This is a genomic window from Listeria grandensis, from assembly GCF_014322885.1.
Lineage (GTDB): Bacteria > Bacillota > Bacilli > Lactobacillales > Listeriaceae > Listeria_A > Listeria_A grandensis.
In genome coordinates this window covers 447,058-461,833 of the sequence record NZ_JAASUG010000002.1, presented here as the reverse complement: position 1 = coordinate 461,833, position 14,776 = coordinate 447,058, and the positions used below count along the sequence as shown (strand labels likewise).

The 14,776-nt window shown below is 43.7% G+C and carries 15 protein-coding genes; 13 read left to right on the top strand and 2 right to left on the bottom strand.

Annotated elements, in window-relative coordinates:
• Positions 1-2: 2 nt before the first annotated feature.
• Positions 3-995 (bottom strand): NAD(P)/FAD-dependent oxidoreductase, encoded by a 993-nt coding sequence (locus HCJ54_RS04805; protein WP_187136812.1) that lies wholly within the window; start codon positions 993-995, stop codon positions 3-5.
• The gene (locus HCJ54_RS04800) at positions 979-1,824 is read right to left on the bottom strand and encodes an ABC transporter ATP-binding protein (protein ID WP_036064331.1); all 846 of its coding nucleotides are present in this window, start codon (positions 1,822-1,824) and stop codon (positions 979-981) included. The genes HCJ54_RS04805 and HCJ54_RS04800 overlap by 17 nt, the downstream gene beginning before the upstream one ends.
• Positions 1,825-2,013: 189 nt before the next feature.
• On the opposite strand from HCJ54_RS04800, the gene HCJ54_RS04795 reads away from it, so the two are divergent.
• From HCJ54_RS04795 to HCJ54_RS04735, 13 genes are all read left to right on the top strand, one after another.
• Positions 2,014-2,946, top strand: a complete 933-nt coding sequence (locus HCJ54_RS04795; protein WP_187136811.1) for an iron-hydroxamate ABC transporter substrate-binding protein — start codon at positions 2,014-2,016, stop codon at positions 2,944-2,946.
• 61 nt (positions 2,947-3,007) lie between these two features.
• Positions 3,008-4,033, top strand: coding sequence for a FecCD family ABC transporter permease (locus HCJ54_RS04790; protein WP_185408990.1), 1,026 nt, complete (start codon positions 3,008-3,010; stop codon positions 4,031-4,033).
• Entirely contained in the window at positions 4,033-5,055 is a 1,023-nt protein-coding gene (locus HCJ54_RS04785) for a FecCD family ABC transporter permease (protein WP_187136810.1), read from the top strand. Before HCJ54_RS04790 ends, HCJ54_RS04785 begins: the two co-directional genes overlap by 1 nt.
• A gap of 213 nt (positions 5,056-5,268) precedes the next feature.
• Entirely contained in the window at positions 5,269-5,724 is a 456-nt protein-coding gene (gene fur / locus HCJ54_RS04780; protein ID WP_036064337.1) for a ferric iron uptake transcriptional regulator, read from the top strand.
• A 139-nt stretch (positions 5,725-5,863) separates the two neighbouring features.
• Positions 5,864-6,757: a site-specific tyrosine recombinase XerD gene (gene xerD / locus HCJ54_RS04775; protein WP_187136809.1), complete on the top strand. Its 894-nt coding sequence runs from the start codon at positions 5,864-5,866 to the stop codon at positions 6,755-6,757.
• Between the two features lie 39 nt (positions 6,758-6,796).
• The gene (locus HCJ54_RS04770; protein WP_187136808.1) at positions 6,797-7,615 is read left to right on the top strand and encodes a purine-nucleoside phosphorylase; all 819 of its coding nucleotides are present in this window, start codon (positions 6,797-6,799) and stop codon (positions 7,613-7,615) included.
• 175 nt (positions 7,616-7,790) lie between these two features.
• Positions 7,791-9,101: a diaminopimelate decarboxylase gene (gene lysA / locus HCJ54_RS04765; protein WP_187136807.1), complete on the top strand. Its 1,311-nt coding sequence runs from the start codon at positions 7,791-7,793 to the stop codon at positions 9,099-9,101.
• A gap of 12 nt (positions 9,102-9,113) precedes the next feature.
• Positions 9,114-9,860: a segregation/condensation protein A gene (locus HCJ54_RS04760; RefSeq protein ID WP_185408985.1), complete on the top strand. Its 747-nt coding sequence runs from the start codon at positions 9,114-9,116 to the stop codon at positions 9,858-9,860.
• Positions 9,857-10,429: an SMC-Scp complex subunit ScpB gene (gene scpB, locus HCJ54_RS04755; protein ID WP_185408984.1), complete on the top strand. Its 573-nt coding sequence runs from the start codon at positions 9,857-9,859 to the stop codon at positions 10,427-10,429. The genes HCJ54_RS04760 and scpB overlap by 4 nt, the downstream gene beginning before the upstream one ends.
• A gap of 43 nt (positions 10,430-10,472) precedes the next feature.
• Complete coding sequence (locus tag HCJ54_RS04750) at positions 10,473-11,204, top strand: pseudouridine synthase (protein WP_185408983.1); 732 nt, start codon at positions 10,473-10,475, stop codon at positions 11,202-11,204.
• Between the two features lie 378 nt (positions 11,205-11,582).
• On the top strand, positions 11,583-12,302 hold the full coding sequence (locus HCJ54_RS04745) for a response regulator transcription factor (protein ID WP_036064349.1): 720 nt from the start codon (positions 11,583-11,585) through the stop codon (positions 12,300-12,302).
• 153 nt (positions 12,303-12,455) lie between these two features.
• Complete coding sequence (locus HCJ54_RS04740; protein ID WP_187136806.1) at positions 12,456-14,237, top strand: HAMP domain-containing sensor histidine kinase; 1,782 nt, start codon at positions 12,456-12,458, stop codon at positions 14,235-14,237.
• Positions 14,238-14,264: 27 nt separating this feature from the next.
• Positions 14,265-14,774: an acyl-CoA thioesterase gene (locus HCJ54_RS04735; protein ID WP_221638698.1), complete on the top strand. Its 510-nt coding sequence runs from the start codon at positions 14,265-14,267 to the stop codon at positions 14,772-14,774.
• Positions 14,775-14,776 lie beyond the last annotated feature (2 nt).

Below are 14,776 nucleotides of genomic sequence, written 5' to 3'. Positions count from 1 at the left end.
TATTAGTTGAAACTTTCATGGTGGGTGCTGATCATGGCAACATGGTCGGCTTCAGGATCGAGATAGTTTTTAGCGCTATTGAGTGCGATGGGGCCTTCGTGTAAACCAGCGGCGATGATACGCATCTTGCGCGGATATGTGCAAATATCGCCACATGCATAAATTCCAGGTACGCTAGTTTCCATTTCTTGATTAACAAGGATGCCGTAATCAGAAATATCAAATCCCCAATCAAGCATGGAACCTAGGTCAACTTTTACGCCGTGATTGACAACGATGGCATCTGTCGCGATCTTGGTGGTGCTACCATTTTTGTTACAATGGATGATGCAGCTTTGTAGGCTGTTGGTGCCACCTTGTAAAGCAGTGATTTCGTGATTGACATGAACAAAAATACTAGATGCATGCATTTCTTTCACGCGTTCTTCGTGTCCTTTGAAATTCTCGCCGCGATAGACGAGGTGGACTTCTTTAGCAATTGGTTCAAGTGATTGTGCCCAGTCGATAGCGGCATTACCACCGCCTGATACGATGACGGTTTTATTTCGAAAGCTTGCAAGATCTTTAATGTCGTAAAACAGATTGTTTGTATAGGTTTCACTTCCGGATACTTCAAGTCGGTTTACTTCGTACGTACCGCTTCCCGCTGCGATAATGATCGTTTTGCTGCGATGCTTGTTGCCATTTTCTGCGACGAGTTCGAATGTTCCATCGGTTTGTTTGTGTAGTGCGATGATTCGTTCGTCGCACACGATAGTTGGCTGAAATGTGTTTGCTTGGGCATGCAAGTTTTTCACAAGTTCTTGTCCTTCAATTTCTGGAATACCACCAATGTCGCGGATGATTTTCTCGGGATAGAAGTAGCGGATTTTACCGCCGACTGCAGGTTCAGCATCGATAATCTTCGTTTTTAGGGAACGTAAACCGCTGTAAAAGGTCGTGAATAAGCCGACGGGACCGGCTCCAATAATGGTGACATCATACAAGTTTGACAACCACTTCACCTGCTAACTTGGTTGCGACTTGTCTGATTTCACATGCTTGACATGTTTCGTACGGTAGGCAGAGTGGGACGCCGGTTCGTGGATCGAGCATAATATCTGCCTTGATGCCAAAAACGTCTTCTAATGTTTGTTCGGTCATAACGTTTACGGGTGCACCCTCGGAGATAACTTGGCCGGACCGGATGGCAATCATGTGATCGGCAAAACGAGAAGCGTGGTTTAAATCATGCACCACCATGACAATGGTACGATTTTCTTGTAAATTCAACTGTTTCAGCAACATCAGAACTTCGAGTTGATGGGTCATATCAAGAAATGTCGTCGGTTCGTCAAGGAATAGAATATCGGTTTCTTGTGCAAGGGCCATTGCAATCCAAGCGCGCTGTTTTTGCCCACCGGAAAGGCTGTCGAGGGAGCGGTCTGCAAAATCGTTTAGGCTAGTTACACGAATGGCCCACTGAATCATGTCACGGTCTTTCGTTGACATGGATTTGAAACCACCTTGGTGTGGAGATCGGCCGTAAGAAACGAGTTCTGTTACGGTTAAACCTTCTGGTGCTGTTGGGTTTTGAGGTAAAATCGCGAGTTGTTTGGCGACTTCCTTAGTCGACTGGCGGTGAATGGCCTTGCCGTCCAGAAATACATTGCCTTTCGATGGTTTCATCAGGCGAGACATCGTTTTTAAGATGGTCGATTTTCCTGAACCATTGGCCCCGACTAAAGCGGTAATTTTGCCTTTCGGTATTTCAATATTTAAAGCGTCTACAATGACACGCTTGTCGTATGAGATTTGCAAATTGTCTGTTTCTAAATTATTCATAAACATCGCTCCTTATATTTTCGCGATTGATAATCATTCTCATACCTAGTATAGTTTTTTTTGCTCTAAGTTGCAATAGCTAAGGGTGGCAAATCCCTGTTTTTCTAAAAAATATTGCTTTTTGAAAGGAGTCTTGCTATAATTTCAATTGATATTGATAATCATTATCAATTAAAGAGGAGTGAGGCAATGAAGAGAGTATTATTTTTAATGTTGACTACTGTTATGGCGGTCATGTTAGTGGCGTGTGGCAGTGACGAAAAAGCGGAGGGGCAATCGGGAACGCATACATATAAAATGCCGAATGGAAGAACGGTAGAAATACCTGATGATCCGAAAAAAATAGTGGTGACAGAATATATGGGATCGCTCGCAGCGCTTGGTGTGAAACCAATTGGAGCGACTTCTTTTGTTTTGCAAAATCCGTATTTAGACCCATATAAAAAAGGTGTGGAGGACATTGGTGATCCGGCTTCGGCGGAAAAAGTAGCGGAACTGCAACCGGATTTAATCATCGTTTCGGGAGAAGATCAATATAATCAAATGAAAAAAATAGCGCCAACGATTTTGATTCCGTATAATACGTATAAAAATGTACAGGACGAGTTGACGGCGATTGCTGAAATTGTTGGAAAAGAGCAGCAAGCGAAAGATTGGCTGGCGGATTTTGATCAGAAGGCGGCAAAAGCGCGAGCGAAAATAGCGGATGTAGTTGGCCCAGACACCACGGTTGGTTTGTATGAAGGGGACGATAAAAATTTCTACGTTTTCGGCGATAATTGGGGTCGGGGTGGACAAGTTCTTTATAACGCATTACAATTAAAAGCGCCGAAGAAAATTCAAGATGAGGTCATCAAGGGTGATGGCTATAAACAGATTTCGTTAGAGGTGTTGCCTGATTTTGCGGCGGACTATATGTTTGTCACACGGTTTAAGCATGGCGATAGCCGTAATGGTGCACTTGATGGAATGGAGGCGTCGAGCATTTGGAAAGACTTGCCGGCGTACAAGGCAAAACATATTTTCACAATGGATTTCGATGACATGTATAATTATGATCCAATTGCCGTCGAAGGGCAGATGGATTTGGTCGTGAATAAGATTTTAGATGGTAATAACTAATATTAGAATGGTGATCCACGTGTTTTGGGTCACGTACATAGAATGATGGGGGATTCGGGCGATGAAAACAAAGGAGCTTTCCCAATTGAAAACGCGGCCGGTGATGGCAACAGTGATTTTGACAGTAGGTATTGTGGTCCTCATTATCTCTGCTTTTATTGGTATCGCGGTTGGTGCGGCAGATATTGATTTGGGAACGGTATGGGACGCGTTATTTCATTACAACAAGGCATTAACAACGCATCAAATTATTTGGGAGCTTCGTGTGCCACGTGTGCTTGCGGACATGATGGTTGGTGCGGCTTTCGCAGTAGCCGGTGCGGTGATGCAGGGAATGACCCGAAATCCATTGGCGGACAGTGGTTTGCTTGGGCTCAATGCAGGATCGGCGTTTATGATTGCTGTCTGTTTTGCGTTCTTGCCAGGACTGAGTTACAATTATTTGATTTTCTTTTCATTCGTCGGCGCCGCGCTTGGCTGTGTCCTTGTTTTCGGTGTAAGTGCGCTTGTTAAAGGCGGTTTATCTCCGACGCGGCTTGTTTTGGCTGGTGCTGCTGTGGCGTCGCTGCTCACAGCGCTTAGTGAAGGGATTGCGATTTATTTTAAACTGAGTCAAGATTTGGCATTTTGGTTTGCTGGTGGTGTTGCTGGTGTGAAATGGTCACAAATTGTCGTTGTCTGGCCGTGGTTGATCGGGGCACTTATCATGGCGATGCTACTGAGCAAGTCGGTGACTATTCTTAGCCTAGGAGACGATATCGCAATCGGGTTAGGACAAAATACGACGCGGACCAAATTGCTATCGATGTTTGTTGTGTTAATTTTGGCGGGGTTGGCGGTTTCTGTCGTGGGTCCGGTCGGGTTTATCGGTCTGATCGTACCACATTTGGTGCGCTATATGGTGGGTGTGGATTATCGTTGGATTATTCCGTGCTCGGCCATTATTGGTGCGCTGTTGACGCTGTATGCGGATATCGGTGCGCGAATGGTGAACCCGCCTTATGAGACGCCGATTAGTGTTATTTTTGCCCTTATTGGTGTGCCTTTCTTCCTTTATGTGGCGCGTAAAGAAAGGAGGAGTCTGTGATGATGGGTTCCACCGCAGAACAAAAAGTTACACGCAAACGCTGGCTGATTTTGATTACCCTCGCTATCTTGCTGGTTGGTACGTTTATCTACAGTGTTAACGCTGGTTTTTCGAAAATTCCATTTGTCGATGTTATCAAAACGCTATTCGGACAAGGTTCCGCGCAGGATACACTGATTATTTCGCAGTTTCGTTTGCCGCGTATTGTCGTCGCTGTACTCGTTGGTGCTGGACTTGCGATTTCAGGAGCGCTTTTACAAGCTGTGTCACAGAATAGTTTGGCGGATCCAGGAATACTTGGCATTAACAATGGTGCTGGGTTGGCTGTTATGCTATATATTTCCTATTTCCCATCCACGCTAGATGTGCCTGTCATGTTTATGCCGTTCGTTGGTTTTACAGGTGCGATCCTCACCGCTTTTGTGGTGTATGGTTTATCGTATAGCCGACAAGAAGGGTTATTACCGAATCGGCTTGTTTTGACGGGTGTGGCAGTTTCGGCTGCGGTCGCAGCGCTGATGACGCTTTTAACGATCCGCCTTGATCCAGAGAATTATCAAGTTGTTGCAGAATGGTTGGCAGGGAATATCTGGGCTAGTAATTGGCAATATGTTTTTGCCTTGTTGCCGTGGCTCCTTATTTTAGTGACGGTAGCCATATTTAAAGTAAAAACGCTTGATATTCTCGGTTTTGGAGACCAAGTAGCGACCGGGCTTGGTGTGAAAACGGAAAAAGAAAAGGCTATTCTCCTTGTAGTTGCGGTGGCACTTGCTGCGGCTTGTGTTTCGGTCAGCGGGGGTATCGCCTTTATTGGTTTGATTGGTCCACATATTGCGAGAAGACTTGTCGGTAGTGGGCATAAATGGGTGCTACCGATCTCAGCACTAGTTGGCGCGTTACTTCTTCTTGTTGCAGATACGATTGGTCGAATCATCGTGCAGCCATCTGAAATTTTTGCGGGAATTGTCGTCGCCGTGATCGGGGCGCCGTATTTCTTATATCTACTTGCAAAAGCTAAATGATAATAATTATAAAGAAAAACCGTACTTTCAACCTAATTGATAATCCAGATGGACTTTTCATCATTTTTATGCTATCTTTGAATAGATATAAAAACCACTTGTTCCAATTGTTTTAGTGTAGTAAAGAGCGAGTATGTAGACTTGATTTTTATTTAGAATTATTATAAACTACTAACCTAAGACGGATTGTTTGTTACCGAGGGAGGGCGTAAAATGGAAGGCCGTATTCAACGGATTAAATCTCAGTTGCATGAAGCAAGTTATAAATTAACGCCACAACGTGAAGCTACCGTACGTGTTTTATTAGAAAATGAGAAAGATCATTTGAGCGCGGAGGATGTTTATTTGCGCGTGAAAGACATCGCTCCAGAAATTGGATTAGCGACCGTTTATCGGACGTTGGAACTTTTAACAGAGTTGCGCGTTGTTGATAAAATTAATTTTGGCGATGGTGTAGCGCGTTATGATCTTCGCAAAGAAGGCGCGAAACATTTTCATCATCATTTAGTTTGCTTGGAATGTGGCTCGGTAGAAGAGATTCAGGAAGATTTGCTTGACGATGTGGAGAAAATTGTGGAGCAGAAGTGGGATTTCTTAGTGAAGGATCACCGTCTGACGTTTCAAGGTATCTGTACGGTGTGCAAAGGCAAGTTGAAGAAAGCAGAGTAGTGTTGGAAGGGCCTGATGTATTCGGGCTCTTTTTTTCTTTCGTATTTGGGTGCTTTTTGGTATACTGAGGAGGCAACGAGGTAACGCGAAAGTTCAGGGAGCGAAGAAAAGCTTTTTTGGACGAATGAGGGGATTATTTATGGATGATTTGATACTGGATTTTCTGCATTTTTTGCAGGTGGAGAAAGGTTTGTCGGCCAATACGCTCGTGGCTTATGAACGGGATTTGCGTTTTTTTGCGCGGTATTTGGCAGAGGAAGAAGGGCAGATAGCGATTCGGGACGTGGAACGGATACATATTGTGAGCTTTATGACTTTTGCGAAATTAGAGGGCAAGTCACCGAGAACGATTGCGCGCTACATGGCTTCTTTGCGATCTTTTTTTCATTTTCTATTGCATGAAAAACTGGCGGATCGGGATCCGATGATTCAGGTTGAAACACCGAAACAGGCACAGGCGTTACCGAAGATTTTAAATTTGGATGATGTGGAGAAATTGCTGGAGGCACCAGATGGAGCGAAACCACTTGGCATGCGTGATCAGGCGATGCTTGAGGTATTGTATGCGACGGGGCTTCGGGTAACGGAATTAGTGCGGCTTCAGATGGATGATTTACATTTGCAAATGGGATTTATTCAAACGATTGGCAAGGGTGAAAAGGAGCGAATTATTCCACTTGGTAAAACAGCGACATCGGTTTTGGAACGTTATTTGGAGTTTGGTCGGCCTAGATTGCGTCGTGCGTCGGATCGCAACGATTTTGTATTTTTGAATCATCATGGTCGCGGAATGACACGTCAGGGTTTTTGGAAAAACTTGAAGCAGATTGCAGCTAAGGCTGGTATCGATAAGCCGATTACGCCACATACGTTACGCCATTCATTTGCCACGCATTTACTGGAGAATGGAGCAGATTTACGGTCGGTGCAAGAACTGCTCGGTCACGCCGATATTTCGACGACACAGATTTATACGCATGTATCAAAAGCACGTTTGAAGGATGTGTATAAGCAATATCATCCACGCGCTTGACGTGAATTTTTAGTGAAGAAAGAAGGAGCGATTAGGAAAATGAATTACACGAAAGTAATGGAAGCGGTCAAAAAGATTAGGGAAACATACAATGGAAAGCCTCGTATTGGATTGATTTTAGGGTCAGGACTTGGTGTTTTAGCAGACGAGATCTTAGAGCCAACAATCATGAAATATAAGGATGTTCCTTATTTCCCAGTTTCGACGGTTGAAGGGCATGCGGGACAATTCGTATTTGGAAGGCTTGAGGGACAAGAGGTTGTTGCCATGCAAGGGCGATTCCATTTTTATGAAGGGTATTCGATGCAAGACGTGACGTTTCCTGTTCGCGTGATGAAGGAGCTGGGCGTCGAGATATTGATCGTGACTAATGCTGCGGGTGGAGTGAATGAGCTGTTTTCTGCGGGTGATTTGATGCTGATTTCAGATCATATTAACTTCACCGGGACGAGCCCGCTCATCGGGCAAAATGACGAACATTTTGGTCCGCGTTTCCCGGATATGTCGGATGCGTACCGCCTAGATTTGCGTCAGCAAGCGCGTCTTTTGGCCCAGGATTTGGAGCTTGAAGTGCGTGAAGGTGTTTACGCAGGATTCACGGGACCAACGTATGAGACGCCAGCAGAGATTCGAATGATGCGTACACTGGGTGCGGACGCTGTTGGGATGTCAACGGTTTCTGAAGTGATCGTTGCCAATCATTGCGGCATGCGGTGTCTCGGCATTTCTTGTATCACGAACATGGCGGCAGGCATTCTTGACCAGCCACTAAGCCATGAAGAAGTGATCGAAACAACGGAGCACGTAAAAGAAACTTTCTTAACGTATGTAAAAGCACTTGTTGAAAATGTGAAATAAAAGTAAAAATGGGTCTGGTGCAATACGCATAACATTTTGCATCGGGCTCTTTTTTTGTGTACATAGCCTAAATTTGTTTGGAAAACATACGGTTGCCTATTGTCCCGTGGTAGGCTTGTATGCTACTATATAAAAGAACTTTCGATAAAATAAATGGAGTAAAGGTGGGATTGACGTGGCGTTTGAATCATTTGGGACAATGCGAGTGAATGAAGTTGGACATCTAGAAATTGGAGGGGTGGACACTCTGAAGCTGGCGCAAAAATATGGTACCCCGCTTTATGTATATGACGTTGCGTTGATCAAAGAACGTGCCCGTGGATTTAAGAAAACGTTTGAAGAGCTAGGTGTGAAGGCGCAAGTAGCCTATGCCAGTAAAGCTTTTTCGGCGGTTGCGATTTATCAATTAATGCATGAAGAGGGGTTGTCGCTAGATGTTGTTTCTGGTGGCGAATTATACACGGCGATGCAGGCTGGTTTTCCAGCGGAGCGGGTTCATTTTCATGGGAATAATAAGACGAAACAGGAACTCGAAATGGCGATTGATTATGGCATCGGCTGTATCGTGATTGATAATTTTTATGAGATTGAGTTATTAGCGGAAGTGTTGGCGGAGAAACAGGCGTCGGTAGCGGTTTTGATTCGGGTAACACCTGGGATCGAGGCGCATACGCATGATTATATTTTAACAGGGCAAGATGATTCTAAATTCGGATTTGGTTTAACGAATGGACAGGCTGAGGACGCGATTAAGCGCGTGATGGCAATAGATGCGTTCCAGTTAATCGGTCTGCATTGTCATATCGGATCGCAAATTTTTGAAACGACTGGGTTTAAACTAGCGGCGCATCGGATTATGGAGCAATTGGTTGTGTGGCGTACGGAGCTGGATTTCCATGCGGAAGTGCTAAACCTTGGTGGTGGTTTTGGTGTGCGTTATACGGCGGATGATCAACCGTTGCCGCCGTCGCAATATGTGCGCGAGATTATTGCGGATGTGCGCGAGGTTGCGATGGCAAACAATTTAGACATGCCGGAGATTTGGATTGAGCCTGGGCGCTCGCTTGTTGGTGAGGCGGGTACGACGCTTTATACGATCGGCTCGCGTAAAGAAGTACCAGATATTCGTAGCTATGTCGCGGTGGATGGTGGGATGTCTGATAATATCCGTCCTTCTTTATATGAAGCGAAATATGATGCTGTCATCGCAGCACGGCCGTTAGAAGAACCAGAGGAAACGGTATCTATCGCTGGGAAATGTTGTGAGTCTGGGGATATGCTAATCTGGGATTTACCGCTCCCAAAATCGGATGCAGGCGAGCTTTTGGCAGTATTTTGTACAGGAGCTTATGGTTATTCGATGGCGAATAATTATAATCGAATTCCTCGTGCAGCTGTTGTATTTGTGGAGAATGGGCAAGATAAACTCGTCGTTGCTCGAGAAACGTATGAAAATCTAGTACAACTGGATTTACCGCTTCATTAAGGTGGGCTATGCATGACTGGAATTAATTTTAAGGTAGAGGCGTTTGAGGGGCCGCTTGATTTGCTCCTCCAGCTGATTCAACAATTGGAAATTGATATTTACGATATTCCAATGGCGGATATTACAGATCAGTATTTGGAATACATCCATTTGATGAAGGAAATGGAGCTCGACGTAGCGAGTGAGTATTTGGTAATGGCAGCGACGCTCCTAGCGATTAAGAGCAAGATGTTACTGCCAAAACAGGAGCTTGAAATCGATTTTGAGGAGTTTGATGATTCCGTCGATCCCCGTGATGAATTGGTTGAAAAGCTGATGGAGTATAAGCGTTTCAAAGAGGCCGCAAAACAGTTAAAGGAAAAAGAATCAGAGCGCAATTTTTATTTTGGAAAGGCGCCGATGGATTTGGGTGAGTATGATACGTCTGGGAAACAAGCTAATCTGGACGTGTCGTTAAATGATATGTTAGGTGCGTTCCACAAGATGTTACGCCGTAAGAAGCTTGCGGAGCCCCTTCATACGCGGATTACGAAGCAAGAAATTTCGATTGATCAGCGTATGAATGATGTGATGGATCGGATTGAAGTGGCGCATGGTCGGGTGGCATTCGAAGCCCTTTTTGATGCGGCGACGAAAGATGATTTGATCGTCACTTTTTTAGCGGTGTTGGAGTTAATGAAACGTCGCCAAATTAGTGTTTCACAGTCCGGGAGTTTTGCGACGTTATATGTTTTTAGTAGAGGTGAAGATGAGGCGTGAATAAAAAATTAGGAATCCTTGAGAGTTTGCTTTTTGCAGCAGGCGATGAGGGTTTGAGCACGAAGCAGTTAACAGAAGTTATGGAAATCAGTCATATTGAGGCGCTTAATTTGTTGGAGACACTCAGCGATAGCTATGCAAAAACGGCAGAACGTGGTATTGTTCTTTTAGAGCTTGCGGGAACGTTTCAACTAGCCACAAAAAAAGAGCATGCCGCCTACTTGCGAAAATTGGTAGAAGTGCCGGGAAGTACGGCTCTTTCACAGGCTTCGCTCGAGACGCTTGCGATCATTGCTTATCGGCAACCAATTACACGGATGGAAATCGATGATATTCGTGGCGTGAAAACAGATGGTCCGATTCATACGCTGACCGCCAAAGGCCTTATAATGGATAAAGGTCGCGTAGAAGGCGCCGGTCGTGCTAAACTATATGTGACGACTTCTGAGTTTTTGGATTGCTTTGGATTAAATAAACTAGAAGACTTACCATCGATGGATACTGTCGATTCGGAGGAAATGATCCAAGATGAAATGGACTTGTTTTTTGACCGTTTTGCTGGGAAATAGACGATGAAATAATAATTAGTGAATAGCTAAAAAGAGGTGCAAGATGGAACGATTGCAAAAAGTAATTGCGAATGCAGGGATCACATCGCGAAGAAAAGCAGAAGTAATGATCGAAGAAGGTAAGGTAAAAGTAAATGGCAAGGTTGTTCGCGAACTGGGATTAAAGGTCGGTAACTCAGATAAAATCGAAGTGAACGGCATCGAGTTGACGCAGGAAGTCAAGCGTTACTTTCTTTTGTACAAACCGCGCAGTGTTATGTCGGCGGTATCGGATGATAAAAAACGACGCGTCGTATCAGACTTTTTCACGGATATTCCAGAGCGTTTGTATCCAGTGGGGCGTCTAGATTATGATACATCAGGGTTGTTATTGATGACCAATGATGGTGATTTTGCGAACCAGCTCATGCATCCGAAGTTTGAAGTAGAAAAAACGTATATTGCTCGTGTCAAAGGAATTCCTTCGCGTGAGGCCTTGCGTAAATTGGAAAATGGCGTGATGATGGAAGGTCGTAAAACAGCGAAAGCGAAAGTTCGTATGCAATCATTCGATAAAAAGAAAGAAAAAGCGATCATTGAGGTTATTATCCATGAAGGCCGTAATCGCCAAGTTCGTAAAATGTTTGATACCATTGGTCATCCTGTGCAAAAGTTGTCACGTGAAGCATACGCCTTTCTAGATTTAAAGGGTTTAAATGCAGGCGAGCGCAGAGAATTGACACATCACGAAGTAAAAAAATTAAAAGCCTACACGCAGTTTGGTGATAAAAAATAAAAGTGTCTGCTGATGAATATCCTAGGGATTCAGAGAAAATACAGCCATGGTGCATTTTGACAGATAATCTTACTTTTTCCAATGAAAAACTAGGGGTGCCTATGCCATTATCCCTAGTTTTTTGTTGTCATTGTATGTAAATCATTCACTTTTTTTCACAAAGGAAGGCTTAAAAATAGCTAAAATAAAAAAAAGCATGTATAATTTGTGCAAGGACAATAGATTTCTTTTTTTTAGGGGTTGTTCTGTGTTGTTGGTAGAGATGTGAACAAAATGTCAATAAAAAGGTACGAAAGACTAGCAATATATGCAAACATAATGATTACATACCGAAATAAGTTTCAGTTTTTAGAGAAACGAGTAAGGGGATGATTACCTATGAGTGAGCAAGTTAAAATTCTCGTTGTGGATGACGAAGACCGAATCAGGCGTTTACTGAAGATGTATCTCGAACGTGAGAATTATAAAATTGAAGAGGCTAGTGACGGCGATCAGGCGTTGCAACTCGCAATTGATAATAGTTATGATGTGATTTTGCTTGATTTGATGATGCCGGGAAAAGATGGCATTGAGGTTTGTCGGGAATTACGTGAATATAAAGCGACTCCGGTTGTTATGTTGACCGCTAAAGGAGAGGAAGCAAACCGTGTTCAAGGGTTTGAGGTCGGTGCAGACGATTACATCGTGAAGCCGTTTAGTCCTCGTGAGGTTGTGTTGCGAGTCAAGGCTGTATTACGGCGCGCGCAACAACATAGCCAACCAGTTGCAGCAAGCGTGCCAGGTGATGTCATTACGTTCCCACATTTAAAAATTGATAATGAGGCGCATCGGGTTATTGTTGAAGGTCAGGAAATAAACTTGACACCAAAAGAATATGACTTGCTATATTATTTAGCGAAATCACCGGATAAAGTATTTGACCGGGAATCGTTATTAAAAGAAGTTTGGCGCTATGAATTTTTCGGCGATTTACGTACCATTGATACGCACGTGAAGCGTCTTCGCGAGAAATTATACGATGTATCCGAAGAAGCTGCCAAGATGATTGTGACGGTTTGGGGCTTGGGATATAAGTTTGAAGTGACAGAAACAGAGTAATATGGATATAGGATAGATAGGTTAACGTTATGTAATTTGTGACAAAACCTATCTTTTTCTTGATTTTAGCGCTTATTTTTGCAAAATGGGATAGAGAAATGTAAACTTGCAAGTAACGATGAATCGGAAATTCAGATTAAAGGGCTGATGAACATGAAGTTTTGGCACAGTATCGTAGGAAAAATATGGGGTACGATTATTCTTTTGCTCACGGGTGTTTTAGTGGCAACTGGATTTTTCATTGCAATTATTTATGAGGATAAAAATACGGAACAGATTGCTCACGGGATTGAAGCGACGACAGAACAGATTGGTAACTTAATTGAGGCTGGAACGGGTTTAGATGTAATTGGATCGGCTTTTCAGTTGTTGGATAATTCAACAGGAGTTATTGTGGAGCAAAAGGGAGAGGTAGTGGCATCGCAACAGACATCGATGCATTTAGATGATGCTGCGTACCAACATTTATTCAACGATAAGAAGTTGAATGAACGGCTTTCTAAAGGTGGCTATGTAAGCGAAGAATATAATTTTCACAATGATTCGAATAATGAAACGGTACATATGGGAGCGCAACGTTTTAAAACATTGGATGGGAATATTAGTACGGTCTATGTATATAGGTCGTATGGGGATATCTTGAAAATTACGGGGCAAGTGACGAGAACCTTAATTATATCAGGGATTATGGCGGTTTTAGTGACCTCGATTCTATCTTTTATTTTGTCATCACGGATGGCGTATCCGCTCAGGGAAATGAAAAAAATTGCGATTGCTGTTTCTAAGGGGAATTTTGACAATCGGGTGCCCACCTATACGCATGATGAAATTGGGGATTTAGGGATTGCCTTTAATAAGATGGCGCAGCAACTGAAATATAATATTAGTGCGCTGAGGCAGGAGAAGGAGCAACTATCTAATATTCTAGTCGGTATGGCCGATGGTGTTATTAAGTTTAACATCGATAAGACTATTATTTTGAGCAACCCGCCTGCGGAACAATTTTTGCATGATTGGTTTTTCTCGACCGAAAATGAGAACAAGGTGTTGATTCCACCGAATTTAGATGTGATGTTGACGAATATTCTGGAAACACGTGAGGAGCAGGTGGGCGATATTGTGTTTGGGGATCAGACGTATGTTGCGATTTTGACGTTGTTGTATAATGGCGATGATATTCGGAGTATCGTGACGGTTATTCGTGATATGACAGAGGAGAAACGCCTAGAGAAGATGAAAACCGACTTTGTGAATAATGTGTCTCATGAATTGCGGACGCCAATTTCGATGTTGCAGGGCTATAGTGAGGCCATTATAGATGGTGTTGCTCAAACAGATGAAGAGGTGCGTGAATTTGCGCAAATTATTTATGACGAGTCGCTCCGCATTGGTCGTTTGGTCAATGATATGCTTGATTTGGCAAGGATGGAAGCTGGGTTTGAGCAGTTGGAGAAACAACGCTTGCCAATGGTACCGTTTTTGGATAAGGTCGTTTCGAATTTCGAGGTGTTGGCGAAGGATAACAATGTTGCCTTGAAGCTAGTGATGGATGATCCAGATCTTGAGTATACGTTTGACCCTGATCGGATGGAACAAGTGCTGGTGAACTTAATCATGAACGCGATCAGACACACCGGTCGAGAAGATTATGAAGGCGTGGTTGAGGTGCATGAAGCAGCGAATTACCATACCGATGAATTGGTCATTAAAATCATTGATAACGGTAGCGGTATTGACGAAGCGGATATTCCATTCCTATTTGAGCGCTTCTATAAAGCCGATAAGGCAAGAACGCGTGGCAAAACTGGAACAGGTATTGGTTTGTCGATTGTAAAAAACATCGTGGAAGCGCATAATGGTAAAATAACAGTGGAAAGCCATGTGGGAATAGGTTCGACGTTTATCATCACATTACCACTTTCCACAGATATATAAAGGAGTTTGATAAAAGTGACAGAACGCATGCAAAAATTTTGTAAAGATTCATTGGTAATTAAAACTAGTCGGGTATTTCCGTCCGATACGAATAATCATAATACCTTGTTCGGCGGGCGATTGATGACGTATATTGACGATACAGCCTCCATCAGTGCGTCGCGCCATTGCCGTACTGGCATTGTGACGGCATCGACAGATTCCGTCGACTTTTTGCAACCGATTAAAAATGATCACTCGGTTTGTTTGGAGTCTTACGTTGCCTCGACGGGCCGTTCTTCGATGGAGATTTTTGTAAAGGTGATCGCGGAAAACTTGAAAACAGGGGATCGGTACTTAGCGGCGACTTCTTTTTTGACGTTTGTAGCGATTGATGACAACGGGAAAACCGTCGAAGTCCCAACTGTTGTGGCGCAATCGGATGAGGAGCGAATGATCAGCCGTGATGCGAAGGAACGAAGCTTGGCTCGGAAGAAACGTCTGACGCAAAGTCGAGAACTTGCAGCATCGCTTTCCACGGAAATACCTTGGGGCTGAGT